Origin of the sequence: Streptomyces sp. CA-243310 (genome assembly GCF_050936775.1) — a bacterium.
Taxonomy (GTDB): Bacteria; Actinomycetota; Actinomycetes; order Streptomycetales; family Streptomycetaceae; genus Streptomyces.
This window is the reverse complement of the sequence record NZ_JBNJMF010000003.1, coordinates 42,859-66,180: the sequence shown is the minus strand read 5'-3', so window position 1 is coordinate 66,180 and position 23,322 is coordinate 42,859. Positions and strand designations below refer to the sequence as shown.

Sequence of the window (23,322 nt, the reverse complement as noted above, 5' to 3'; positions counted from 1 at the left end):
GGCCGGACATCCCGGCCGGTGGGAGGAGGCGGCCTCCTCCCACGGCAGGACCCGGGCGCACGGGCGTCCGCCTATCGTGGGAGTGTGAACAGAGCTTGGATCGAGCCTGCGTTCGACGGAAGATTCGCCGGTCTGCGCATCCTGGTGCTTGCCGGCGTCATGGTCGGCTACGTACTCCTCCTGCAGCGGCCGTCCGGGACACGGGACTGGGCCCTGGCCGCGGCCGGGCTCGCGTTGTGCCTGGCCGCGGGGAAATGGGTGTTCGGTGCGCTCCTGGCGCAGTCGGTCCTGCTCGTGGCCGCACACGCGCTGGGCGCGAGCACCGTCGCCTCGTTGAAGGTGCTGGCCGCCGTCACCCTCTTCGAGCTGGCGGTACAGCAGTCCGGACGCCGCCTCGCCGCCGCGGCGACGGCACTGGCACTCGCCGTCGCCGTGAACCGCTTCGAGGACCTGCCCGGCGAACTCCTGCCGGTGCTCTACAAGATGGGGATCGTCGCAGGTCTGCCGCTGCTCTTGGGCGCGTACGTACGCGTGACCCGCGACGCTGCGGTGCATGCCCGTCGACACGCGCAGCAGCAGGAGCTCCGTGCCGAACAACAACTGCTGGCCGCCCGCGCGGCGGAGCGCACGACCATTGCGCGCGAGTTGCACGACCTCGTGGCCCACCACGTCTCTTCCATGGTGCTGCGCGTCGGTGTCGCCCGGCACGTCACCGCGGCCACCAGCACCCCCACCGACCCGCGGATCTCCGAGGTCCTGGACGACCTGCACGCCGGCGCCGGCGCGGCACTGACCGACCTGCGGCGCCTGGTCGCCGTACTGCGAGCCCCGGACCGGACCGGTCCCGGCACCGGCTCTTTGGTCGAGCCCGGAGCCCTGCCGGCGGCTTTGGAGTCGGTGGTGGAACACAGCCGCCAGAGCGGCCTGACGGTAACCGCCTCCGTGGATCCCCGCGTCGCACGGCTCGACGCGGTACGCGGCCTCGCGGTCCTGCGCTTGGCCCAGGAGGGCCTGGCCAACGCGGCCAAGCACGGCGGGCCCGGCGCACACGCCGAGCTGGCCGTACGGGTGGCCGATGACGCCGTTCACCTCACGATCCACGACGACGGCGCCGGAAGGGCCCGGCCACCGGCCTCCGGCCCTTCCGGACACGGCCTGATCGGCATGCGTGAACGCGTGGACCTGCTCGGCGGCCGACTGGATGCGGGCCCCGCCGCCCAGGGCTGGCGGCTCACGGCCGAACTTCCCTCCCTCGCATCCGACATGGAGCCCCACCTGTGATCCGCATCCTCGTCGTCGACGACCAGCAGCTCGTCCGTATGGGACTGCGCATGCTCTTCGAGCAGGCGCGGGACATCGAGATCGTGGGCGAGGCGGACAACGGCGCGGAGGCGGTACGACTGGCGGAACACCTGACTCCCGACGTCGTCCTCATGGACTTGAGAATGCCCGGCATGGACGGCATCACCGCCACCCGCCGCATCCTGACCGCACGCCCCGCCACCCGGGTCGTTGCCCTCACCACGTTCGACGACGACGACCATCTGTACCCGGTGCTCGCGGCCGGAGCCTGCGGTTTCCTCGTCAAGGACACCCCACCGGCCGAACTCCTGGAGGCGGTACGCCGGGCCGCCAACGGAGAGGCGCCCTTCAGCCGGGACGTCCTCGACCGCCTCGTCGCCCAGGCCCTCCACACCCGTTCCTCCTCGGACACTTCGACGGACATGCCGGCGCCGGCCATCACTCCCCGCGAACGGGAGGTGCTCGGACTACTCGGTGTGGGCCTGTCCAACAAGGAGATCGCCGACCGGCTGCATCTCGGGGTCACCACGGTGAAGACGCACGTGGCCAGCCTGATGGTGAAAACGGGCCGGGACAACCGCATCCGTCTCGCTGTCCTCGCCGTCCTCACCGGCATCACACCGAACTGACCCACCGATCCGGCCGCCCCGCCGGCGACCACCGCCACCGCCCGCGCCCCGCCGACGGCCGCCCGATCCCGCTCCGGGCTGGTTGGAGTCGGTGTCGGCAGAGCGGGTTCACGCTGGATGGCGGGCGGTGGGTGGTCTTGGCGGGGGTGGGCGGGAACGTTGCCGCGCCGTACCGGTGGATGACAGCCGGTGGCTTGTCGTCGGTGGCGGGCGTGCCGTCTCGTTGGGGGACGTCGCATCGTGTGGTGCGCCGGGATCGGCCCAGGGGGATCGCCGACGGCCTCTCCGACGGCCTCGCACAGTGGGGCGGACACCTGCGGACAGGGGTGGACAGTCTTCGTCCTCGTGTGGCCTGGCGGGTGGACAGCGGTCTGTCGGAATCTCGAATCACGCCGGAGAGCGCACCGCGAGGGCCGCGCCGAAGGCCCGGGCGAACGTGTTCGCCAAAGACCGAGAAGCGTGAATCGTCGCTTCACACCACGGGAGAATCCGATGAAGCAGCTGCTGTTCCCGAACAACGTCCAGTTCTGGTACGAGACTTTGCGCTCGATGAGTCACATCGCCTACGGCGGCGCCGACTTCGGCGAGGTGGTCTCCACCGGTGAGCGGATCACCGAAGGCGACTACGACAGCTGGTACGTCGAGTGGATGGCCACCGCCGACCGTGTGTCGGGCGAGGCGGAGAAGGCGCTGGCGGCCGGTCACCGCGTCAGCGCCCGGGACGGGTTCCTGCGTGCCTCGAACTACTATCGGTCGGCCGAGTTCTTCCTGCACGGTCACCCCTGCGACCCGCGTCACGACGGCGCCTACGACCGCTCGGTGGCCTGCTTCAAGGCGGCGGCGGCGCTGTTCACCCCGCTCATCGAGCCGGTCGAGATCCCCTACGAGGACACGACGCTGCCCGGCTACTTCTACCGGGTCGACGACTCGGGCACGCCGCGGCCGACGCTGATCATGCACAACGGTTTCGACGGCACCGCGGAGGAGTTGCACTTCTTCGGGGCGATGGCCGGTGTCGAGCGCGGTTACAACGTGCTGGCCTTCGACGGTCCCGGGATGCCCGGCCCCCGCCACCACCAGGGCATGGTCTTCCGCCCGGACTGGGAGAACGTCATCACTCCCGTCGTGGACTTCGCCGAGACGCTCCCCGAAGTCGATGACAGCCGCATCGCGCTCCTTGGTCTCAGCATGGGCGGCGTCCTCGCCCCCCGGGCCGCGGCGTTCGAGCACCGTCTGGCCGCGCTGATCGCCGTGGACGGCCTCTACGACCTCGGCCAGACCTCCGTCCGCAACGTTCCCGGCACCCGCGAGGAGGCCGAACGTCTCCTGCGCGCCGACTCCGCCCCGGAACTCGACGCCGCCTTCGAGCAGGCCATGGACAAGGACCCGATCGCGCGCTGGGCGATCAACCACGGCATGTACGTGATGGGCGTGGATACCCCCCGCGCCTTCAACGCCTCCTACCTCGACTACACCCTCACCGGCGGCATCGCCGAACGGATCCAGTGCCCCACCCTCGTGTGCGACGCCGAGGAGGACATGTACTTCAAGGGGCAGCCCGAGCAGCTCTACGACCACCTGACCTGCCCCAAGACCCTCATGGTGTTCACCACGGAGGAAGGCGCCGGCGCCCACTGCCACCCGGGTGCGATGCGGCTGTCCATCGCCCGCATCTACGACTGGCTCGACACCACCCTCGCCACGACCGCGTAACACCCACCCGACCGCGAACGCCAACCCGAATCCGAGCCCCGGCCCACCACCCGATCCCCCGAGGGAGCCACGACGATGACCCGCACCGGAATCGAAGCCGCCCTCAACGACCTGCTCTTCAACCGCGACATCACCCTGGAGGAGGCCGCCGAGCGCCACACCACCCCCGGCTGCCGCCGGCGCACGGACGGCGAGTGGGCCGACCGCGCGGAGTTCCTCGACCACATCGGCCACCTGCGCGGCATCGTCGCCGGAGGCGAGGTCGAGGTCCACGACGAGCTGTACGACGGCACCAAGTACGCCGACCGGCACACCTGCCACATCACCAAGACGGACGGCGGCACCGTCACCATGGAGGTCTACGTCTTCGCCGACCTCGCCCCTGTTGCGCGTTCAGACGAGACGTGCAGGAGCGAACCACCCCCGCGTCGGCGAGGAGCACGAGCTGGAGCTCCCAGCTACCCGTAACGGGCGCTTCAGGGGCGCGGCCATCCCGGAAGGCTGCGCGGTCAGCGCCGGCCGCCGCCGATGCGGCGGTCGTCGGCCAGTGCGGTAAGCGGGCCGAACTCGCGGGCAAGCTGGTTCCATGTCAGAACCTCGCCACAGCGGGCCGGGAACTCCTTCGGGTTGAACTCGGGCATGGTCCAGTTGCCAGTGCCCCGGTCCCGCAGCCACAGGTCTCCGTCACCGTCGACCACAGTCGGCGGGACCGGTACGGGCTCGGCCTGATCGGTGGGCTCCCATGTGACCCGGCCCGGGTGGGAAACGCGGCGCAGCTCGGTGGTGGCCAGCCGCGCGACCAAGTCTCGGGTGGACTCTTCGGCATCCTTGACCGACGCGAGTCGGAATGCGTCGTCAAGTACGGGCAGGGCTGGATTCTTGCTGCGCTTCGAGCTCATACGCTGACTACCTCCGGTGGGGGGCGTCACATCCGTTATGGCGCCCCGTAGGAGAACACGGTATCCGAGGCGGGAGCCGGGCCGGCTACGACCACTGTCCAGGTGGGGGGCGCCGGCACACCGGGCGGTGGGGCTATCGAGTTTCCAGTCCGGCTGCGGAGGCTGGGGCCGGCGAGCCGCCTCGTTCGCTGATCGTCCGATCGGCCAGGTTCTGCTGCCAGCCCAGCCCAGCCCAGCCCAGCCCAGCCCAGCCCAGCCCAGCCACGCCCGCACGGCATGCCAGCTCTCCAGGCGGGTGGGTCTCCCCGGTGGCGGCCCGCTCCACCCCCACCCCCGCCCTGGCCCCCGGACAGGTGCCGCCGTAGCGGCCGCGGCTTCGGCCGCGGCCGCTGGGAGTCAATGCCGGCAGGACGGCCGGACGCGGAGGAGCTCGGTCCGCAGCACGGGTGTGCCGTCGACCGGTGCCGGGTCCTCCGCGGTCGGCTGGATTCCTCCGGCGGCGGTTTTGTCGAGTGTTGCCAGGCCGTCGGGGCCGACCGTGCCGAACACCGTGTAGTTCGGGCGTAGTGCGGAGTCGCCGTAGACGACGAAGAACTGTGAGCCGTTCGTGTCCGGACCGGCGTTGGCCATCGCGAGCAGGCCGCGCCCGTACAGGCGGCGCGCGCCGGTCGGATCGGTCGGTGCGGGTGGCAAATCCACCGGTAGCTCGTCCTTGTACTTGTACCCGGGCCCTCCCTCACCGGTCCCGGTCGGGTCGCCGCACTGCAGAACCTTCAGCGTCGGATACGCCGTCAGACGGTGGCACACCGTTCGGTCGTAGAACCCGTGCCTCGCCAGGTGCAGGAAGCTCTGGACCGTACACGGCGCCTTGGCCTGATCCAGACGCAGCGGGAGCGGACCCTGGCTGGTCGGAACAGCCATGTCAACCGTGCCACGGCCAGGGGTGCGCCGCGGGTCGGGCGGCAGTGGAACATGACGCGCGGGCGGCTCGTCCGGGGTCTGCGTGTACTGGCAAGGCCCGTGCGTGGTGCGCGGCGGAGCGCCGTCGGAAGCGGTGGCGGCACTTGCGCCGGACACAACTAACGTCACGGCCGCAAATGCGCTGATCAGTGCTCGGTTCATCTTGCGCGCCCTCCTGATGATCGCCAGGTTTTGGAGCGGTCGCAGTCTAGGGCGTGGTGGGGTCGGCGGGAATGGTCAACGACAGGAGGCCGGCGAGGGGAGCTGGTCCAGGACCGCGGTGGTCGGACCTGGTGGCGGCCGCCGGGCAGCGCCCCGACGGCCTGGTCCTCGACGGCGAGCTCGCCGTCTGGGACACCGGGGTCGGCCGGCTGTCGTTCCAGACGTTGCAGCGCCGCCGCCCGCGCCTGCAGCGCCCCGGCCCTGGCCGCCCGGTGGCCGACCCGCCCGGAAGCCTGACCGTCGCCGCCCGGCAGGGGCGACACAGCCCCGTAAGGCCCCTCCCCGCCATCCGGGAGGGGAGGGGGTCAGGTGACGGTGACGCGCAGGACGTACCGCACCGCCGCTGATCGCCTGCGCCTGTCCCCACAGGTCCGCAGGCGAGAAGCCGAGCTGCCCGGCGGTCCGCGCGGGCCAGCAGGGGCAGGATCTCGGCGGCGGGCCGGCCTCGGTGCGTGCGGGCGAGTTCGGCGACTGCCTTTTGGTAGGGGGCGCCGTAGGTGCCGGCGCTGTCGTCGGGGGATGATCCGGCATCCAGCCACTCGCCCTCGACCTGGTGCCTTCGCTTGCTCGCGCTCCACCACGCCGAGTACGCCGCCCTGCCCGCGGCGAAGCGGACGGCCTACGACGAGGACCGGCTCGACTACCACACCCGCCTGCTGGTGGTCCGCACCTCCACCGTCCAGCACACCGTCGCCACCGGCCGGCGCCTGGTCCTGCTCAACCGGCACGCGATCAGCGCCCGCCGCGGGCTGATCGTCTCCGGGCCGGCCGGCACCGGCAAGACGATCGCCATCACCCAGCTCGGCCTGGCCCCCGAACTCCTGGACCGCTCCCGCCATCCCGACGACCTGGGTCGCATCCCGGTCGTCTACGTCACCGTCCCGCCCGCCGCGACGCCCCGCATGATCGCGGCGGAGTTCGCCCGCTTCCTGGGCCTGCCGGTGACCGCCCGGTTCAACATCACCGACATCATCGAGGCCGTCGTCGGCGTCTGCACCGACGCCCGCACCGGCCTGGTCCTCGTCGACGAGCTCCACAACATCTCGCTGACCAACCGCAACGGCGCCGAGGTCGCCGACACCCTCAAGTACTTCTCCGAGCGCATCCCCGCGACGTTCGTCTACGCCGGCATCAACGTCGAGCGTCTGCTGGCGGGCGTCCGCGGCGAACAGATCGCCGGCCGCTTCACCCTCATCCGCACCCACCCCTTCCCCTACGGACCCGAGTGGAAGGGCCTGGTCAGGACCCTGGAAGGCACGCTGGTCCTGCTCAAGCACGAACCGTTCAGCCTGATCCGCCTCGACCGCTTCCTCCACGAACGCTGCGGCGGCATGATCGGCTCCCTCTCCCACCAGATCCGCGGCGCCGCCATCGACGCGATCCTCACCGGCACCGAGGAACTCACCAAGCACGGCCTGGAGGACGTTCCGCTCGACCTCGCCGCCTCGCCCAAGCCCCGCCGACGGACCGCCCGGTGACCCCCGATATGGAGCCGGACCCCGCCGTCTCCCGCCTCCCGCGCCAAGTCCGGCCGATGGACCGCGAAGGCGTCGAGACCTTCATCGTCCGCCTCACCCAGGCCAACCACCTCCAGCCCGCCTACCTGCGGGACTACCTCTGCCCGCCGCCCCACCACCGCGGGAAACCGAGCTGGGGCCGGCTCGCCGCAGCAACCGGCCGTCACTCCGCCGCCCTTCGCGAAGCCCTCGAAGGCCCGGCAACCCGATGCGCCGAGTGCGACGCCCCGCTCCCGCCGAAGGGCACCGCCGGCGGAAGCCCCCGACGCCACTGCTCCGCCCGCTGCCGCCAACGCGCCCATCTGCGACGCACCATCGGCACCCCGACCTGCGGATACTGTGGGATCGAACTGCCCAGGACCCCGGGGAAGAGCACGCCGTCCTGGTGTTCCCCCCGCTGCCGCCGGATGGCGCACCGCCAAGGAGTCGAGCGGCCCCCCGAGCCACCGGCCCCGACCGCCTCCCCGGCGAAACTCTGCACGAAGTGCGGCGAGATCATCCACCGCATCCCCATGAGCCGCCGCGGCCCGGCCGACTACTGCCAGCGATGCCGAGACCAGGACTACCTCCAGCGCCAGCAGAACTCCGCCCAACCCCTCGCTGGCCACAGCGTCCCCACGGGCCCGACATGCGGCTTCTGTCGCACCCCCATGCAGCCGGCCTCAGCGGCCCGACGGTGGTGCTCGCACGCCTGCCGACAGGCCGCCTACCGAGCACGGAAACTCGGTGAGCTCCCGGCGACAGCTCTCTCCCGTCAGAACCGAGCGACCTGAGGCACCAGCACCCGGTTTGACGAAGAAGCCTGCGTTTCGCTGGACCTGCTCAGTGTGTTGCGGACCAATCGGCACTGACCTGATCCGCTACGGAGAAGCCGGTTTCGCAGTCCGGACACGTCGCATCGCCGAAGACGTAGGTCATCGCGCTGGCGACGTCTTGGTGCCCGTCGGCGAGGGCGATGTCGTGGAGCCGTCGGCCGATGCCGTCCATGACCGCGGGGCTGGCGGGACGCAGGGGCGTCGTCTCGACGTCATCTTCCGACAGCGCGTAGTCACCGCTCGTGGAGAAGAACCCGCGCTCGCCGATGACGATGAACAGGTTGGCTTCGCAGCCAGGACAGGAGACCTCGTACTCCTCGTTCACGAGGCCCCAGGCGAGGTCTTCGCCCCAGCCCACGACGCCTTCGAAGCTCAGCATGGATTCCAGGAGATAGGCGTACTCGTTCCGATCGGACGATGTCCGGAGGTGTTCATTCACCACTACCAGCAGGGTCTCGACCTCCGCAGCGTGCTTGGCGCGGACGTCGCCAGCCCCATGCGGCCGGCCAGAGCCCGCCAAGATCGCACCCGCCAGGTTCAAGGCGCTGACCGCCTGTTCCCGGTCATCGCGACCAGCTACGTCGGCCAGCCACGGCAAGGCCGCGAAGCTGGCCGAGTAGACACTGCCTTGATGGCAGAGCGCCGACCACAGATCGTTCCAACGCTCGGGGCTCGGCTCCGAAGCGATCTGATCCAGCAGCACCGGTATGTCTTCCGCCGAGCCGTAGGCATGGCTGAGTTGCGCCCAATCCGTCATGCCGGAATCCAAGCAGGTCAGTCCCATCCGCCGCGACTCCGGCCTTCGGACAGGGAAAGCTTCTGACCTGCACGTTTAAGGTTCGATGTCCCGAAACCGGTAGTCATCACGCTTCGATGGCAAACGAGCAAGATCCGATGGCAGAGGACAGCCCTACGACTCCGAGAAACGGACAAACAGGGACAGATTCAGGGCAGCGTGACACATAGGAGTGGACATGCGTGACAGCTACTCTCCGTCAGCGTGACACCAGGCCGGGCTCTTCGCCGACGCGACCGGGAGCGGCGTCGACCTGCTGCTGCCAGGCCGACAGCCAGGTGGTGAGCTCATCCTCGGTATAGCGGGTCGCCTTCCCCTCCAGGCTTCCGGCCGGCACGGGGATGCCACGCCTCGGCGAATGCCCTCGCATGTACTTGCGCGCCGTGGGAGCTGTCCAGGGAAGGATCTTCTTCGCGCACGCTTCCGTCAGTGAGTACCTGGGAGGAGCCGGAGGCGGCTCGGGCGTAGTCGTGGACTGCTGCGGTCGGCGCTCGTGCTCGATCATCGGTTCCATCGTGGCCAGGATGCGGCGCAGGGGCGCGTCCGGGGCGCCGGCTGCAAGGGCCTGCGCCGCCAGCTCGGCCACGGTGGACCCGGCGGTGCGCAGGCTCGCCACCCTGCGATTGCGTAGCTCCACCGCGTCCGCGAGGTCCTTGAGCAGCTGCGTCCAGTCCATGCCCCGCACAACGTCCGTGGTCGGGCCGGAGTGACGGGCAGCGGCGTGTGGGCAATCGGGTCCGGGCGCGGTGGCGGGGTGCAACGCGGGGGTGCAACACGCCTGCTCGCGTTGCACCGGAGGCGTCTTCCCAGGTCAGGACCGCAACAGGAGGTCTGTTGCAGTGTGTTGCGCGAGTGCGTTGCACAGCAGTGTTGCGCCCTGTGTGCAATCGAGGGTGACGAACGCTGATGTCCTCTGACAGGTGATCCTGACCGATTGACAGAAGATCTTGACTGACAGGAGAACTTGGTCGAACGGCTGTCCCCGCAGGCTGCCCGCTCGTACTCAGGAACGCGGCTCGAAGAGCATCTGAGCGAGCCGACGTCGTACAGCGGGTGATGCCAATGCGTCGCCGGTGCTGAAGAAGGTCACCTGGTCCGACTCACTGATGAGCTGCGGCGCGTAGTACTCCAGCTTGGGGTTCTTCTCCATCACGGGGCACGTCCTTGCATGCGGCAGGCTGTGGCCACCACGCCCGCCGCGGGATGTGCAGCTACTGGTGGTATCGCGCCGACGCCCGCTCTCCGGCAGCGGCGTCACCCAGCCTTCCCCCGCGCAGTCCTGGCAGATGTGGACCTTGGCGGGGCAGTTGCACGCTGCCGTGGTTTCGGCGACCTGGGACTTCATAAAGCGGACGGTAGACGGCACCGCCTGATTCCGTGGTTGGTATCCGGATTCCAGTCAAGATCACTTGTCAATCGGTCACAATCGCGTGTCAGAGGACAGCCGAGGTTGTGGGGCTGGGGCCTCACAGCTCACAGGCTGGCCGACAGGGTGTTGTGAGGGTGTTGTCGTCGCTCACCGTGAACCTCACAGCAGGCGCGGGGGGAAGCAGTCGCACTGCCCGCACTTGTCGCCATCCGGCGCAGTCGAGGCAGAAGGCGAACGGCCATGGCCCGGGGCAAAAGCAGATCGGGTTGTAGTCGGGGGCGCCTTGGCCGGAATAGAGCGGTTCACCGAAGGGCGGCTCGGTCCAGGCGTCGACGGTCCTGTCGGCGCGCAGTTACTCGTAGTGGTGGCCGATGTCGCTTTGCTCCTCCCAGACGGCGACGACCTCCTGGCCGTGGTTCATGCCCGGTTCCCCGGGGTGATGGCGCGGGTGAGGAACGCGGCGAGCTCGCCGGCGGCTTCGGAGTCGGCGGTGGCGAGCCGGGCCGCGAAGGACAGCTGGTCGACGTCGACTCCGGCCACGAGCTGGGTGAGGGCCGCGAGCAGCGCGGCGTGGGCAAGGACCGGCGGGTGCAGGAGGCCGGCTGCGGCTTCGCGGGCGGCCGGGTCGGCGTAGTGCCCGCGGTGCGCGGCGAGGGCGCGGGCGAGCCAGGCGTCGACGTCGGGCTGCACGTACGACCCGGCGCGGCGGGTGAGCTCGTCGCGGACCGCTTCGTCGCCGTGGCGGGGCTCGGTCTGTTCCAGCGTGCCGAGCTCGCGCAGCGCCTGGAGATCGTCGGCGCGGGCCGCGATCCGGGCGGCTTCCTGCAGCTCGGCTTCCCGGGCGACGGCGGCCGCGGCGTCGACGGCGAGCTGGGCCTGGACGACGTCGTCGGTGTCCGGGTCGTAGAGTGCCCGCCGGCGCGGTGCGAGCAGCGCGGCGATGCGCTCCCACTCTGCGAGCTCCGCCGGGCCACGGAGGTCGTCGGCCAGGTCCTCGTACCGAGACGCCTGCCGCGCGTCGAACCGCGCCTCCTCGAGGGCCGCCTCGACGACGCCCGCGTCCATGCCCCTCGCCTGCCGCCGTAGGACGCGGCGGCCGATGCGGGCCGGGTCGACCGGCTCGCGGGGCGCGGCGACGCGCGGGGGGAGCGGGCGCCGGCGGTGCGCGGGGGCGGCCAGGGCGGTCATCATCGGCCTCGCAATCGTGGTCCGGACAGGGAGCGGGCCGCCGCCAGAGCGTTGTCGACGACCCGCCGAATTGAGCCGAAGCACGATAGCTGTCACCGTCGGCCTCCACTGGCCTGCGGCATCCAGCGAGCAAAGCACCGTGGTTGTCACCGGGTCAGCACGCTGCTTGTCACCAGCGGCGCGCGAAGCAGGTTGGATGTCACGGCGCGTTGTGACAGGTCATTGGATCAGGTCGGTGTGCGGATGCTCGGGGGAGGTCGGGCAGACGTAGATCTGCATGTTGTCGGTACTGCCCACTTCCACCTGGGTCGGCTGCGAGACGTCCCGATGCGCGTACCGAGAGCTGGCGGTGGTGTGGTCTTCCTCTGGCACCCAGGTGAGGCTTTCGTCACCGTTTGACTCGAATGAGGCGATTGTCAGGAGGGGGATCATCTGCGCCTCGCACACGGTGCAGTACCGGGGGTACGGGTCGGTGCGGCCCCACGGGGGCCAGCCGCCGACCTTCCAGCCGGGTGCGTCGGCCAGGTGGATGAAGTAGAAGTCGCTCGGATACTCCGCGTAGGAGCTGTCCATGGCGGCGGCGGCTGCCTGCCACCTGTTCCGGTCTTCCAGCATCTGCTGCAGTTCCGGGCTCAGATCCAGGCTGTTGGGGTACTCGGTGATCGATTCTGGCGCCAGCAGGCACGGCTCCGGCACGTACCCCGGATAGTCCGCCTCGTAGGGTTCGGGCGGTGCGGCGAGGACGTCGCCGACCTCTTCGGCGGACCGCCAGAACAGTGCGGTCGCCGGCTTGCAATACGGGTCGTGTTCGTACGGGCACCAGAGGATCTGAAGCAGATCGGCTTGCCCGGGCGGCCGCAACAGGGGTACGTCGCGCAGGTACAACTGCGCGACGGGCAACATCGGCACGGGGCACTCCGCGGGGCTGGGAGGACCGGCTTCGAGCCGTTCGGCGAGCCGCGCGGCATAGCGCTCCCTGAGCGCTTCCTCTTCAGGTGTGAGCGTGGGAGCCGGGCCGTCAGGCCTCCACCGCGAAGACAAGATCCGGCGGAGCCGCACTTCGGTCGGCGACTCGCGGAATCCGGTATCCACATGCAGGTGGGTGTCTTCACAGTGCGGCCACGACTCTCCTGCCGGCCACAGCAACGGTCCGCCGACCGAGCTGTCCCTGACCGACGGCGAGCCCTGACGCGGATGCAGCCGAATCGCCGGGCGTGCCAGCGGCGCCAACTCAGGGAAGACAGCTGTCACCTCGACAGGCCGCCGCGGAGTAGTGCGTACGAAACTCATGCTGGTGATCTTGTCAGCAGCCACCGACAGCGACGCGGGCCCACCCTGCACCCCAGGGCAGACCAACCATACGAAAGGCTCGATCGAGGCCAACTACGACGCCGAAGGCCCGATCTCGCAGGGGGCCCGTCCGGTGGTGCCGGTGACAACACAGTGCCTTGGTGACAACCATCGCGCTTCGGCTCAATACGGTTTATAGCAGCTCCGGAATTCGTTCGCGTCAGAACCGGAAAGCTATCGACGCAACGTGTGTGAGATCCGCGCGCAGGCCCTTGGCTCGGGTGCCCCATCTCGTGAAATAGGACTCGGTGATGGCCTCGGCGACGAGCGGATGCAGGTCCTCGTCCGTCGCTCCGGCTGCCTGGAGCTCCAGGATCTGCTTGGCGTAGGTGGGTGAGATGTCCGTGGTGATGGAGCGCTCGCGGCCGTCGTCCGAGCTGCCCTTGCCGACGAATCCGAAATACGCCGTGACGTCCACCATCATGCCGCTGGTGGTGGATGTCTGTTTTCGCGCACCTGGGCCCTGACCTGCGGTTTCCACTCAGATTCGGTCTCCTCCACCAGGGCGGCGGTGCCGGGAGCGGCGAACAGCAGCATCCGGCCGCGGTGCACGGCGACCGGACCGGAGCCGGGGCCTTCGGCCCAGAGCAGGTCCAGGATCCGGCGCCCGAGGACGAGCGGGACGTTGACGACGTCGAAGGGATCCCCGCAGGGCAGCGTGGCGGGCAGCCCGGGCCGCGCCTCCCACAGCGCGAGGGTGCGCCGGGGCTGGGCGGCCGCGGAGCTGAGCCAGGCGGCGCCCTGCGGGGTGACGTGGGTGGCGGGAGCGGTGCGCGTGCGCTCGCCGCGCGCGTAGAGGGCGGTGCATCCGTGGGCCGTCGTCAGCGTCGTCATATGCCAAGGTCTACCTGCCGTAGCGGTTCGAACCCCCGGAGTTACCGAAAACCGGGACAGGGCCCCTGCGGAACGAGTACGTTGCGCCCCGCATATGCCAGACCGCCCCGCCCGGCGGTGCGGGTGACTGCTGGTGCCGGAGGGTGTCTGCCGGCCGGGGATCAGCGGCGGAGGGCCTCGGCCGGCTGGATGCTGGCAGCGCGCCAGGCCGGGTAGAGACCGGCGAGCAGGCCGGTGGCCAGGCCGATCGCCGGGGCCGCGGCGACCGTTCCCACGTGGATGACCGGAGTCCAGTCGCGGGCGATGGCGACCCCCACCACGGTTATCGTCCCCAGGGAGGTTCCGACCAGGCCGCCGAGGGTGCCCAGGGCGCCGGACTCGGCGAGGAACTGGACGGTGATGTGCCGGCCCCTCGCACCCAGGGCGCGGCGCAGGCCGATCTCGCCGGTGCGCTCCAGGACGGCGACCAGGGTGGTGTTGGCGATGCCGACCGCTCCGATGACCAGGCAGATGGTGGCCAGCAGCAGGAACAGCTGATTGAGGTCGGAGGTGACGTTGCCGCGCAGTGCCTTGGGGTCGGGGGGCGGAATGGCCTTGAAGTACTCCGGGTGGTCGGGGCGCAACGCGAGAGCGGCCTCGCCGGCGACCTGGGTGGCCGCGCCCAGCTCGGTGGAAATGATCATCTTGGCGCGGTTGGCGGCCCCGGGCCCTCCCCAGATCTCCTCTGCGGCCTTGGCCGGGACGACCACGGAGAGCAGGAGGTCGGCCTTGCGGTCGACGTCCTCGATGATGCCGATGATCGTGAAGGGCTGGCCTTCGATGAAGACGGCGGGGCTGGTCTCCAGGGTGGTGATGCCGAGCCGGGCGGCCATGCCGGAGCCGATGACGGCCACCTGCTCACCGCGGTCACCGGCGAAGCGGTCGAAGGTGCGGCCGGTCTTCAGCCGGGGTCCGGCCGCGGCCAGGACGCCGGGGGAGGCGGCCACCACCTGGATCTGCTGGGACGTCGCGTCGACACCCGGGGGCGCGGAGCGGACGGAGGCCCCCTGCAGCGAGACGGTCCAGTACACGCCCGCGGCCCTGACCCCGTTGAGGGCGCCGACGCGGGCGTCGGCGTCGGGCGGGAAGGCGTTGGGAGTGACGACGCCCTTGGTGGCGTCGCCCGCCCCTGCGGTGTCCTCGACGTTGACCTCGGTGGCGGTCAGCTCGTTGAACCGGGCGTCGATCTGCGAGGACGTGGTGGCGGTCAGCCCGAGAATGGCCACGAAGGTACCCACACCGAGGACCGTGCCCAGGGCGGTCAGCGCCGAGCGGGCCGGGCGCTGCAACACCCCGGCGAGGGACTCGGACAGGAGGTCTGCGGCAGCGAAGCGCGACCGGGGCATGTCAGGGTCGCGGGGGCGCGTCAGTCGCATGTTCCTCATGCGCTTGATGTGTCTCATGTGTCTCATGTCTCGATCCGCGCCGTCTCGCTCAGCACACCGTCGCGGATGGACACGGTGCGTCGGCCGCGCCGCGCGACCTGAAGGTCATGGGTGATGACGAGGATGGTCATCCCGTCCGCGTGCAGCTCGTCCAGGAGTTCCAGGATCGAGCCTGCGGTGACGGTGTCCAGGTTTCCCGTCGGCTCGTCGCACAGCAGCAGGGACGGCTCGGCCACCAGCGCGCGGGCGATCGCCACGCGTTGCCTCTCGCCGCCGGACAGCCGGGTCGGCAGGGCGTCGATGCGATGCCCCAGGCCCACACGGATCAGGGCGGCACGGGCGCGAGCGCGGCGGTCCTTGCGCGGGGTGCCGTTGTAGACCATCGCCAGCATCACGTTCTCCAGCGCCGAGCGGTGCGGCAGCAGGTGGAACGCCTGGAAGACGAACCCGATGCGCTGCCCGCGCAGCGCGGTGCGGTCGGCGTCCCGCAGCGTCCCCGTGTCGATCCCGTCGAGTAGGTAGCGGCCCGAGGTGGGCGCGTCGATCATCCCGACCACATTGAGGAACGTCGACTTCCCCGAACCGGACGGGCCGACCACGGTGGCGTACTCGCCCTTGGCCAGGGTCAGTTCGCAGTCCTTGAGCGCGGCGACCGGCGGCGGGCCGGGGTAGGTCAGGCCCACCCGCTCCAGGCGGATGACCGGGAGATCCGTGCTTCCGGATGTTTCGGGACGTGCGGACATGGAGGTCACCGGCCCGGCCTCGAACCCGTTCCGGCGCCGGGGTTCTCGCCGACCAGGACCTTCTCGCCCTCCGCCAACTGCCCGCCCGCGGCGGCCTTGATCTCCACGAACCCGTCGGCCGACATGCCCGCAGTGATCTCCACCCGTCGCTTCGTGCCGTTGTCGGCCAGCACCGTCACCGACGTGCGGCCGTCGGCCCCCGCGGAAATCGCCGAGACCGGCGCCGAGAGGACCGGACCCGAGGAGGCCGCCGCCTCCACCGTCACGCGTACGTCCTGACCCGCCAAGGAGACGTCCAGCACTCCGTCGGGCTTGACGACCAGCTGGTATCCCTGCGCGGAACCGCCGGCCGCCGCACCACCCTGTGCGCCGTCCTGCGGGCCGCCCTGACCTTGCGGCGCGGTCGGCGCATCCGCCACCGAGAACACCGTCCCGGTCGCCCGTACCCCGCTCAGCTCGGACAGGATCTGCACCTTCTGGCCCTGCCGGACCAGGCCCTTCTCGTGCTGGGCCAGCGCCCCCCGCACCACCAGATCGCCCGCGGAGACGGTGAGCAGTTTCTCCCCCACCGCGGCCCCCACCACGGCCGTCACCGCATCCACCCGCGCCGGGAAGCCCTTGAGGAAGACCACCTCACCGGCGGGCACCATCGGCCCGGCCGCCGCCTGTACTTCGGCCAGCTTGGTCCGGGCCTTCGACAGGTCCTCCCACGCGTAGTCCATCGCCCGCCTGCTTTCCTTCACGGGATCGGCGCCGCCGCCGGTCGAGCCCTTCGGGCCCGGGGTCGCTCCGCCACCGGATCCGGTGGCGGATCCGTCCGTGCGGCCCGGCGTGGGAGCGGTCTGCCCGGCCGCCGCCCCGTTCTTCGCCGCTTCCCAGGACTCCCTGGCCGTGGTCAGGGCACGATCCGCCTGCGTCACCGCGGTCTGCGCACCCTCCAGCCGCTCCTTGTCCTGGGGATCGGCGGGAACGACGTCGTAGCCGATCGCGGCGTAGAAGGCCTGCACCGCCGTCTTCGTCCCGGGCCCGAAGGTCCCCTTGGCATCCGATCCCGTCCTGTGCCCCAGCGCGGCCAGGGCCTGCTGCAGCTGCGCCACGTCCTGCCCGGTCGCTCCCGGCTTCAGGTCCCGGTACACCGGCAGAGCACCCTGGAGCGCGAACACGGGACGCCCGGAGGTCTCCACCAGGACCCTGCCCGCGGCGACGGCCTCACCGGCCTTCACATTCACCTTGGTGACTACGGGCTTTGCGCCGCCACCGGCCGGACCGGCTGCCGCACCCGTCACCGGCACGGACTGGTCCGCGGTGACCATTCCGCGCACCGTCACCGTGTCTTTGAGCACGCGCTTCTCCAGCACGGCGGAAAGCACCGACGGCGGGGGCGCCGCCTTGTCCGCGGCAGCTTGTGCCGGGGACTTGATGAACGAACTCACACCGACACCGGCTACGGAGAACAGGGCGGCGGCGACCACAACGGATCCGAGCACCTTGCGACGCCGACCGATTCCCGATGACGATGGCGTCGCATCCGCCGCATTCACATCGGTGGTGTCGTCAGGCCCCATCGAAATCCCCCCGGCTCGGTCCATTCCCGCCTACTTCTTGCCCTGCAGGACGTCGTTCGCCCTGACGAGCGCCCGGCTCCACTCGTCCTGTCCGGCGCGGAGCCTGTCGGCGCTGTTCTCGATGAAGACCTTCTGGTAGGCGGCCGTCACCACCGCTCTGACCTGGACGTACTGAGTTGTGCGCTTACAGGTGGCATCCGCGGTGGCCACCGTCTTCTCCTGGGTGGAGGAAGGCACGCCGCCCTTGCCAAGGAGGGCCTTGTCGGTGATCGTGGCCATGGGGTCGGGGTACGAGAACCCCGAGTCCTTCATGCACTTGCTCCACAGGGAAGTCACCTCACGCACGCGGCTGTCGTTGATCGCCTTGCTGTGGGCCTTGCCCTGGAGCTCCTGCACGTACTGGAAGGCCGCTTCGGACTTTTCCGAGGAGAGCTTCTGCTGGCTCTTCCCCTCGCATCCGACTTCTTTCTTGTCGGGGTTTCCGAAATACGCGGCGACCGCGGCATTGGAAAGCTCGGCCGGGGGCGGCGTGTTCGGCTGATTGATGGTGTCCTGGGCGGGCGGGACCTCATAGCCGTGCAGCTTGGCCCATTCGAGATCGATCACGCCGTATTCCGCCTCGATGGGAAAGTCCATACCCTGCTCACGCGGTTGGCCGGGCCAATCCACGCCCAGTTCCTTCATGCATTCCCGGTCCAGGATGTCGAGCGCGCGGAACATCTGGACCCGGTCGGCGCGAGGGGCGTACGCGTCCAGTGGCATCGACAGGGTGCCGCCCGGACGGAATGCGGCTCCGCCGATGTCGAAGCTGATCGGCTTCGACGGATCCCCGGGAACTCCCACGACGCCTGCCGGAATGGCGGGCTCCGCAATGTCGTCCTTTTTGCCGTTCCCGTCCACGCCGCATCCGGCCAGGGCGAGGGAGGCGACAAGGAGGGGGGCAGTATATCGATAGGACTTCGCCCTCATCGTCGAGACCTTTCAGTAGCGGGTGCACTCGCGCGCCGGACCAATTGCCGTCAAGCGTCCAGAGGGTAGCACCTGTGATCTTGAACGTCGTGGTGGTTTGCGGGGCCGTTGGACGTGGCCACCCTCCGCCAAGTGGCCCGAGATGAAGAGACCTTGGGGCTCGTGGTGGACGATGCTACGAGGAATTCCAGGGCAAAGCTGACGAATGTACTGAAGTGGCCGAATCGGGCATATTCTTTGGCGGATTCAAGAGGGGTGTGAAGGGTTTTGCCTGGCCAAAATGATCTTGCCGGCGGGGAACGTGCGTGTTAAATTCCCGGAGCGTTACAAGGCCCTTTCTTGTCGGGGGCTAAATCGATTGACAAACTACGGGGGCGTTTAGGTGTTTGCGAAGCGAGTGGCGTCGGTGGTCGGGGCAGCAGCAGCTGTGTCGACGCTGATAATCGGAGGATCTGGATCCGCTTCAGCCGCTGAAGCTGGACAGGTCACGTGGGAGAACGTGGCCACGGGAAAGTGTCTCCTGCATAACGGAAGTACTCCTTCCACGGGGCAGTGCTGGAGCAATAACCTGTGGGTCGACGTCCGCACGGACGACGGCGTGACCTGGAATGAGATGAACGCCACCCAGGGCAAGGCGCTCGACAGCAATGGGAATGGTGCTGTGTACGAACTGTCTCTCAACAGCGGTAACTACCAGCGCTGGTACGAGCTCAAGGACTCCAGCGGCTGGTACCTGAAGAACAAGGCGACCGCGCGTTGCCTGGACAGCAACAGCGGGGGCAGCGTCTACACCCTCGGTTGCAACGGCGGCAACTACCAGCGCTGGAAGTAGTTCTGTTCCGCCGCCCGCCGACCCGGAGCGTCACGCCGGGTCGGCGGGCGGACCGCAACGGGCCCGACCGCCCTCAGGCCGGGTCGGTTCCGGTGCCGCGCTGGAGGGTTTCGCCGAACTCGATCATCTTGCGGGCGTAGTCCTCGGTCCACTCCGCCTGCTCCGCGATCAGCGCCGGCGACAGCCGGTCGAACCGCCGCGGATCGGCCAGCTGGGCCGCCGCCAGGGCCTGGAACTCCACCGCCCGCTCCTGCGCGGCCCGGAAGGCCAGTGTCAGTTCGATCGCACGGGCCAGCAGCTCCCGCGGGTCCTCGATCGACTCCAGGTCGAAGAAGTGCTCCGGGTCCGCCACGGACTCCGAGGGCTCGAAGAGCAGCGGCGCCGGCCGTAGCCGCCGCTCGGTCCGCTCGGGCTCTGCCATGCGTGTCCTCCTGCTGCGCGTGCGAAGTGATTCCGGGCCACCGTCCATTGTCCAACGCCACCCAAGACCCCTGCGCGACGGGCCGGAACACCTGTACGGCTGATGGGACGCCCGAGCAGACGAACGGGCTCAGTGGCGGGGGAGTCGTACAGGTGGTCGGCCGGCAGGTGGTCGGCCGGCGCCGATCGGGCGCCGGCCGCGGCCTTCGGAATGCACGTCATCCCGCACCCCAAGTACCCGCCGCCGGCACGCTCCTGCGCCGACGGCGACACGCCGGTCACACCGTGACGGCCTCCGCGGCGCGCTGCGCCGCCAGTTCGGCCACGTCGTCCAGGACCGCGGCGAGCTCGCCCGCGAGTGCCTCGGGGGCCTGGAAGCCGTCGGGTCCGATCAGCTTGGGGATTCCCGGGACGGCGACGGAGTGCTCGGCGGGCAGCATGCCGAGGCGGGTGAGGACCGGGAGCAGCATCGCGGCAGCCGGGGCGCCGCCGGTGGGGCCGGCGCTGTAGCTGACGATGCCGACCGGCTTGCCCTTCCACTCGTTGTAGAGGAAGTCGATGGCGTTCTTGAAGGAGGCGGTGAAGCCGCCGTTGTACATCGGCAGGACGAACAGGAAGGCGTCGGCCGAGTCGACCACGGCACTCCAGTCGCGGGTGTACTGATGGGCGTAGTTGCCGGTGGAGGCGTACTCGGGTTCGTCGAGGAAGGGCAGGGCGATCTCGGCGAGGTCGACGGACGTGACGTCGAAGCCGGCACGCTCGCGAGCCTGCTCGGTGACCCAGGCGGCGAGGGGGCGGCCGGAGGAGGTGGGGCGGGTCGCGGCGGAGATGACGTGCAGACGGGTCATGGTGGGTGCTTCCGGTCGGTGCGGTTGTTGATGTGTCACCTGATTCAGCGTGCTTGGTGAGACGTTCAGAGTTCCGCGCTTCAGTAAATGCGCTGACGGGCGTCCGATCCATGCCTGGGATGCGAAGGGCACCCGGCGCTCATTTGCGGGTGAGGAGCGCAGCGCATTCTGGGGGTGGGCTGCCATCGAGATCTTGCGGCACACCGGCATCCGTATCGAGGAACTCCTCGAGCTGGGGCATCACAGCATCGCCAGTTACAAGCTCCCCACCACCGGTCAGACCGTTCCGCTCTTGCCGATCGCCCCGTCGAAGACGGACCAAGAGCGACTTGTCTTGGTCACGCCGGAGCTGGCGGACGTGTTGAGCACGGCCGTCTCTCGAGTCCGAGGATCGGACGGGAGAGTCCCCGTTCTTCGTAGCTATGACCACTATGAACGGGTCTGGAACCCGCCGATGCCTCTCCTGTTTCAGGATCGCTCTGGTGGCTACTTGCGTCCGCTGTCACGAGCGACGATCCGTCGGGGACTCAACATCACCTTGTTGGCCTCAGGTCTGACGGACAGCGCGGGTGACCCCCTCATCTTTCAGCCCCACGACTTCCGCCGGATCTTCATCACGGACTCCATCCTCAACGGTCTGCCCCCTCACATCGCCCAGGTCATCGCTGGTCACGACCACATCGGAACGACGATGGGATACGCCGCGATCTACCCCACTGATGCCATCGAGGCACATCGAGCGTTCATCGCCCGGCGCCGGGCTCTGCGACCTGCCGATGAAGACCGCACCGTCACTCCTGAGGAATGGGGAGAGTTTCTCGGACACTTTGAGCGTCGCAATCTCGCCCTGGGCGACTGCGGCCGCGCATACGGAACTGACTGTGCTCACGAACACGCTTGTGTCCGGTGCCCCGTCCTGATCGTCCACGCGACAGAGCGTCCCCGACTTGTCGAAATCCGCGACAACCTCCTCACGCGCATCTTGGAAGCCGAAAGGGAAGGGTGGCTCGGCAAGATCGAGGGGCTGCAGAGCTGCCTGACCCACGCCGAGGAGAAACTTGCCCAACTCGACGCCCAGATCTCCCGGAAGCAAAAGTCTGTCGACCTGGGCATTCCTACCTTCCGGGAGATCGTTGCTCGCACCACTACGGCGGCACCCCGCCGGGGTTTGCGTGACTGAACGGCTGTCGCTCTGGCGTGCTCAGCGGCCACCGTCACAGAACGCGGCGCTTGGACGAGCTTCATCCACGCGGATGATCTACGCCACCCCGGCCACGCGCCACGTTCTACGGGCGGCGGGCCAGCAGGTGGGTGTCGAGGAAGCCCCGCTCGGACGCCGGGTCGTGGAGCAACCGAGCCACCGTGGCGAGTCCGGCCCCGGCCAGCAACTCGGCAAACTGCTCCGCCGGCCAGCTATAGGCAGGCGCCACCTTGTGGTCGAAGCGGACAGGCTCCGGCCCCTCGGTTCCGAAGAAGGACGCCAGGAGCAGGCCCCCTGGTGCCAGGACACGCACCTGCTCAGCGAGCAGCGCGGGCAATTCTTCAGGTGGGGTATGGATCATCGAATAGTGGGCCAGCACTCCGCCGAGCGCGCCGTCCTCGACCGGCAGGGCCTCCATTCGTGCTTCGTCGAACCGCAGCGCCGGATGGGCCCGCCGGGCGTGGGCGACCATAGCCGGGGAGAGGTCGAGCCCGAAGGCGTCCAACCCCAAGTCGTGCAGCATGGCGGTCAAATGGCCGGGTCCGCACCCGACGTCGGCTGCCCGCAGGTTCCCCGTGCCACGCACGAGCTCGGCGAAGGTGCCGATCATGTTCCGTGCGAACGGCTGCGTCTCCAACCGATTGGCGAACATCGACGCATAAAGGTCGACGACCCCGTCGTAGGCCGCCCTGGTCTCGTCCTGATCGAGCGAGCACTCGACGCCATCACCGCCGAACTCCTCGCAGGCCCCGTCATCGACTACCAGCACCGGCGCGAGGCCCTCGCCACCTGGACGCTGGAACCCGAAAACTGGCAGCACATGCTCACCCAACTCCCCGACCTCACATACCATCGAGAACCCCTCAGCGGCGACCGCCGACGGCTGGCCGTCAGTGCCTACATCTGGACCCGGGCCACCGAAGGCGAGCCCGATTTCGCGCCCTGCCCACCGCACATCGCCCAGGACCCCCAACTCCGCGTCGTCTGGACTCGGGAACGGCACAACGTCTTCCACTGGCTCCGCAAAGCGGACCACCATCCCTACTACGGCGCCCTCAAGCCACTGCTCGAAGACCACGCCGAGCACCTCGCCAAGGAGATCGACCGACGCTGAGCCTGAGCGTGATGGGTCAAGGTCAGGACCGTGCGGTCCGCAACGCGAGATACCGGCTGAAGGCTTCGTGGCTGTCGGGGGTGAAGCGCCACTCCTGCAGGGCCGACCGCAGCTCCGGCTCGGTCAGCCAGCCGTGCCAGGCGACCTCATCGGGATCGGGGACCACGGCGTCCGGCACTACAGCTTCGTGCACGCCGAGCCAGTGGGGGCTCAAGCCGCTGCGGTTGATGAACGTGAACAGCAGGCGCGGCAGCGCACGGATACCCAGCTCTTCGGCCAGCTCCCTCGCGGCGGCCTGTCCATAGGACTCGCCGACATTTGCGGCGCCACCGACCTCGACCTCATGGAGCCCGGGGAAGCGCGATACCTGCTCCGACCGTCGGTGGACGAGGATCCGTCCACGCTCATCACGACACACCGTCACGGCGACTCGGTGCAGCCAACCCTCCTGGATGGCCTGCCGGCGGCTGACCACCATCCCCAGCACACGATCTTGATCGTCGACCCGCTCCACCAGTTCATCCACGACGCACACCCTGGCAGAGCCCACTGACATTGACGCTTCCCTGAGCCCACAGAGGCCGACCCAGGAGAACCAGAACGGGGAGGCCG

Annotated in this window: 25 protein-coding genes and 1 pseudogene; 9 read left to right on the top strand and 17 right to left on the bottom strand. The window is 69.3% G+C overall.

Features of this window, described 5'->3' with window-relative positions:
* The first annotated feature begins 84 nt into the window (after window positions 1-84).
* The 4 genes from ACQEVM_RS33715 (at window position 85) to ACQEVM_RS33700 (ending at window position 4,112) form a co-directional block, all read left to right on the top strand.
* Window positions 85-1,281, top strand: coding sequence for a sensor histidine kinase (locus ACQEVM_RS33715; RefSeq protein ID WP_433085672.1), 1,197 nt, complete (start codon window positions 85-87; stop codon window positions 1,279-1,281).
* On the top strand, window positions 1,278-1,931 hold the full coding sequence (locus ACQEVM_RS33710) for a response regulator transcription factor (protein WP_433085670.1): 654 nt from the start codon (window positions 1,278-1,280) through the stop codon (window positions 1,929-1,931). The genes ACQEVM_RS33715 and ACQEVM_RS33710 overlap by 4 nt, the downstream gene beginning before the upstream one ends.
* A gap of 492 nt (window positions 1,932-2,423) precedes the next feature.
* The gene (locus ACQEVM_RS33705) at window positions 2,424-3,644 is read left to right on the top strand and encodes an alpha/beta hydrolase family protein (protein WP_433085668.1); all 1,221 of its coding nucleotides are present in this window, start codon (window positions 2,424-2,426) and stop codon (window positions 3,642-3,644) included.
* 75 nt (window positions 3,645-3,719) lie between these two features.
* The gene (locus ACQEVM_RS33700) at window positions 3,720-4,112 is read left to right on the top strand and encodes a nuclear transport factor 2 family protein (RefSeq protein WP_433085666.1); all 393 of its coding nucleotides are present in this window, start codon (window positions 3,720-3,722) and stop codon (window positions 4,110-4,112) included.
* Window positions 4,113-4,153: 41 nt separating this feature from the next.
* On the opposite strand, the gene ACQEVM_RS33695 is transcribed toward ACQEVM_RS33700, so the two are convergent.
* Complete coding sequence (locus ACQEVM_RS33695; RefSeq protein WP_433085664.1) at window positions 4,154-4,543, bottom strand: hypothetical protein; 390 nt, start codon at window positions 4,541-4,543, stop codon at window positions 4,154-4,156.
* A gap of 396 nt (window positions 4,544-4,939) precedes the next feature.
* Window positions 4,940-5,665, bottom strand: a complete 726-nt coding sequence (locus ACQEVM_RS33690) for a peptidylprolyl isomerase (RefSeq protein ID WP_433085662.1) — start codon at window positions 5,663-5,665, stop codon at window positions 4,940-4,942.
* A gap of 131 nt (window positions 5,666-5,796) precedes the next feature.
* On the opposite strand from ACQEVM_RS33690, the gene ACQEVM_RS33685 reads away from it, so the two are divergent.
* Together ACQEVM_RS33685 and ACQEVM_RS33680 are read left to right on the top strand one after the other, a co-directional pair.
* Window positions 5,797-6,072 (top strand): hypothetical protein, encoded by a 276-nt coding sequence (locus ACQEVM_RS33685; RefSeq protein ID WP_433085660.1) that lies wholly within the window; start codon window positions 5,797-5,799, stop codon window positions 6,070-6,072.
* Between the two features lie 216 nt (window positions 6,073-6,288).
* Window positions 6,289-7,203, top strand: a complete 915-nt coding sequence (locus ACQEVM_RS33680) for an AAA family ATPase (RefSeq protein WP_433085658.1) — start codon at window positions 6,289-6,291, stop codon at window positions 7,201-7,203.
* 861 nt (window positions 7,204-8,064) lie between these two features.
* Here the strand turns inward: ACQEVM_RS33680 and ACQEVM_RS33675 are convergent.
* The 11 genes and pseudogenes from ACQEVM_RS33675 to ACQEVM_RS33625 all read right to left on the bottom strand — a co-directional run bounded on the left by ACQEVM_RS33675 (window position 8,065) and on the right by ACQEVM_RS33625 (window position 18,226).
* Window positions 8,065-8,841 (bottom strand): hypothetical protein, encoded by a 777-nt coding sequence (locus ACQEVM_RS33675; RefSeq protein WP_433085656.1) that lies wholly within the window; start codon window positions 8,839-8,841, stop codon window positions 8,065-8,067.
* A gap of 211 nt (window positions 8,842-9,052) precedes the next feature.
* Window positions 9,053-9,529: a hypothetical protein gene (locus tag ACQEVM_RS33670; protein ID WP_433085654.1), complete on the bottom strand. Its 477-nt coding sequence runs from the start codon at window positions 9,527-9,529 to the stop codon at window positions 9,053-9,055.
* Between the two features lie 327 nt (window positions 9,530-9,856).
* Window positions 9,857-10,003 (bottom strand): hypothetical protein, encoded by a 147-nt coding sequence (locus tag ACQEVM_RS33665; RefSeq protein ID WP_433085652.1) that lies wholly within the window; start codon window positions 10,001-10,003, stop codon window positions 9,857-9,859.
* 636 nt (window positions 10,004-10,639) lie between these two features.
* On the bottom strand, window positions 10,640-11,413 hold the full coding sequence (locus tag ACQEVM_RS33660; protein WP_433085650.1) for a hypothetical protein: 774 nt from the start codon (window positions 11,411-11,413) through the stop codon (window positions 10,640-10,642).
* Window positions 11,414-11,629: 216 nt separating this feature from the next.
* Complete coding sequence (locus ACQEVM_RS33655) at window positions 11,630-12,700, bottom strand: hypothetical protein (RefSeq protein WP_433085648.1); 1,071 nt, start codon at window positions 12,698-12,700, stop codon at window positions 11,630-11,632.
* A gap of 220 nt (window positions 12,701-12,920) precedes the next feature.
* Complete coding sequence (locus ACQEVM_RS33650) at window positions 12,921-13,184, bottom strand: hypothetical protein (RefSeq protein WP_433085646.1); 264 nt, start codon at window positions 13,182-13,184, stop codon at window positions 12,921-12,923.
* Window positions 13,185-13,267: 83 nt separating this feature from the next.
* Window positions 13,268-13,594 (bottom strand): annotated as a pseudogene (locus tag ACQEVM_RS33645) (bifunctional DNA primase/polymerase); the annotation flags it as partial.
* A 161-nt stretch (window positions 13,595-13,755) separates the two neighbouring features.
* Window positions 13,756-15,018 carry an ABC transporter permease gene (locus ACQEVM_RS33640; RefSeq protein ID WP_433086928.1) on the bottom strand — a complete coding sequence of 421 codons (1,263 nt, stop codon included), beginning with the start codon at window positions 15,016-15,018 and terminating at the stop codon, window positions 13,756-13,758.
* Between the two features lie 23 nt (window positions 15,019-15,041).
* Window positions 15,042-15,761 carry an ABC transporter ATP-binding protein gene (locus tag ACQEVM_RS33635; protein WP_433085644.1) on the bottom strand — a complete coding sequence of 240 codons (720 nt, stop codon included), beginning with the start codon at window positions 15,759-15,761 and terminating at the stop codon, window positions 15,042-15,044.
* A 5-nt stretch (window positions 15,762-15,766) separates the two neighbouring features.
* On the bottom strand, window positions 15,767-17,248 hold the full coding sequence (locus tag ACQEVM_RS33630; protein WP_433085642.1) for a peptidoglycan-binding protein: 1,482 nt from the start codon (window positions 17,246-17,248) through the stop codon (window positions 15,767-15,769).
* A 108-nt stretch (window positions 17,249-17,356) separates the two neighbouring features.
* A complete protein-coding gene (locus ACQEVM_RS33625) occupies window positions 17,357-18,226 on the bottom strand; it encodes a hypothetical protein (protein ID WP_433085640.1) in 870 nt (289 codons plus the stop codon).
* A 667-nt stretch (window positions 18,227-18,893) separates the two neighbouring features.
* Here ACQEVM_RS33625 and ACQEVM_RS33620 point away from each other — a divergent pair.
* On the top strand, window positions 18,894-19,127 hold the full coding sequence (locus tag ACQEVM_RS33620; RefSeq protein WP_433085638.1) for an RICIN domain-containing protein: 234 nt from the start codon (window positions 18,894-18,896) through the stop codon (window positions 19,125-19,127).
* Window positions 19,128-19,200: 73 nt separating this feature from the next.
* On the opposite strand, the gene ACQEVM_RS33615 is transcribed toward ACQEVM_RS33620, so the two are convergent.
* A complete protein-coding gene (locus ACQEVM_RS33615) occupies window positions 19,201-19,548 on the bottom strand; it encodes a hypothetical protein (RefSeq protein ID WP_433085636.1) in 348 nt (115 codons plus the stop codon).
* A 277-nt stretch (window positions 19,549-19,825) separates the two neighbouring features.
* A complete protein-coding gene (locus ACQEVM_RS33610; RefSeq protein WP_433085634.1) occupies window positions 19,826-20,395 on the bottom strand; it encodes an NADPH-dependent FMN reductase in 570 nt (189 codons plus the stop codon).
* 49 nt (window positions 20,396-20,444) lie between these two features.
* On the opposite strand from ACQEVM_RS33610, the gene ACQEVM_RS33605 reads away from it, so the two are divergent.
* Window positions 20,445-21,575 (top strand): tyrosine-type recombinase/integrase, encoded by a 1,131-nt coding sequence (locus ACQEVM_RS33605; RefSeq protein ID WP_433085632.1) that lies wholly within the window; start codon window positions 20,445-20,447, stop codon window positions 21,573-21,575.
* Window positions 21,576-21,681: 106 nt separating this feature from the next.
* On the opposite strand, the gene ACQEVM_RS33600 is transcribed toward ACQEVM_RS33605, so the two are convergent.
* On the bottom strand, window positions 21,682-22,428 hold the full coding sequence (locus tag ACQEVM_RS33600) for a class I SAM-dependent methyltransferase (protein WP_433085630.1): 747 nt from the start codon (window positions 22,426-22,428) through the stop codon (window positions 21,682-21,684).
* Here ACQEVM_RS33600 and ACQEVM_RS33595 point away from each other — a divergent pair.
* Window positions 22,417-22,710 (top strand): hypothetical protein, encoded by a 294-nt coding sequence (locus ACQEVM_RS33595; RefSeq protein ID WP_433085628.1) that lies wholly within the window; start codon window positions 22,417-22,419, stop codon window positions 22,708-22,710. The two genes, ACQEVM_RS33600 and ACQEVM_RS33595, sit on opposite strands and share 12 nt — an antisense overlap.
* A gap of 22 nt (window positions 22,711-22,732) precedes the next feature.
* Here the strand turns inward: ACQEVM_RS33595 and ACQEVM_RS33590 are convergent, their stop codons facing one another.
* Window positions 22,733-23,266 carry an NUDIX hydrolase gene (locus ACQEVM_RS33590; protein ID WP_433085626.1) on the bottom strand — a complete coding sequence of 178 codons (534 nt, stop codon included), beginning with the start codon at window positions 23,264-23,266 and terminating at the stop codon, window positions 22,733-22,735.
* Window positions 23,267-23,322: the final 56 nt, after the last annotated feature.

Coding starts and splice junctions, on each gene's coding strand:
- ACQEVM_RS33595 (WP_433085628.1), top strand. CDS start 22,417: ATGCTCACCCAACTCCCCGACCTCACATACCATCGAGAACCCCTCAGC.
- ACQEVM_RS33655 (WP_433085648.1), bottom strand. CDS start 12,700: ATGAGTTTCGTACGCACTACTCCGCGGCGGCCTGTCGAGGTGACAGCT.
- ACQEVM_RS33650 (WP_433085646.1), bottom strand. CDS start 13,184: ATGATGGTGGACGTCACGGCGTATTTCGGATTCGTCGGCAAGGGCAGC.
- ACQEVM_RS33590 (WP_433085626.1), bottom strand. CDS start 23,266: ATGTCAGTGGGCTCTGCCAGGGTGTGCGTCGTGGATGAACTGGTGGAG.
- ACQEVM_RS33690 (WP_433085662.1), bottom strand. CDS start 5,665: ATGAACCGAGCACTGATCAGCGCATTTGCGGCCGTGACGTTAGTTGTG.
- ACQEVM_RS33640 (WP_433086928.1), bottom strand. CDS start 15,018: ATGAGGAACATGCGACTGACGCGCCCCCGCGACCCTGACATGCCCCGG.
- ACQEVM_RS33635 (WP_433085644.1), bottom strand. CDS start 15,761: ATGTCCGCACGTCCCGAAACATCCGGAAGCACGGATCTCCCGGTCATC.
- ACQEVM_RS33660 (WP_433085650.1), bottom strand. CDS start 11,413: ATGATGACCGCCCTGGCCGCCCCCGCGCACCGCCGGCGCCCGCTCCCC.
- ACQEVM_RS33675 (WP_433085656.1), bottom strand. CDS start 8,841: ATGGGACTGACCTGCTTGGATTCCGGCATGACGGATTGGGCGCAACTC.
- ACQEVM_RS33665 (WP_433085652.1), bottom strand. CDS start 10,003: ATGGAGAAGAACCCCAAGCTGGAGTACTACGCGCCGCAGCTCATCAGT.
- ACQEVM_RS33615 (WP_433085636.1), bottom strand. CDS start 19,548: ATGGCAGAGCCCGAGCGGACCGAGCGGCGGCTACGGCCGGCGCCGCTG.
- ACQEVM_RS33610 (WP_433085634.1), bottom strand. CDS start 20,395: ATGACCCGTCTGCACGTCATCTCCGCCGCGACCCGCCCCACCTCCTCC.
- ACQEVM_RS33670 (WP_433085654.1), bottom strand. CDS start 9,529: ATGGACTGGACGCAGCTGCTCAAGGACCTCGCGGACGCGGTGGAGCTA.
- ACQEVM_RS33700 (WP_433085666.1), top strand. CDS start 3,720: ATGACCCGCACCGGAATCGAAGCCGCCCTCAACGACCTGCTCTTCAAC.
- ACQEVM_RS33695 (WP_433085664.1), bottom strand. CDS start 4,543: ATGAGCTCGAAGCGCAGCAAGAATCCAGCCCTGCCCGTACTTGACGAC.
- ACQEVM_RS33705 (WP_433085668.1), top strand. CDS start 2,424: ATGAAGCAGCTGCTGTTCCCGAACAACGTCCAGTTCTGGTACGAGACT.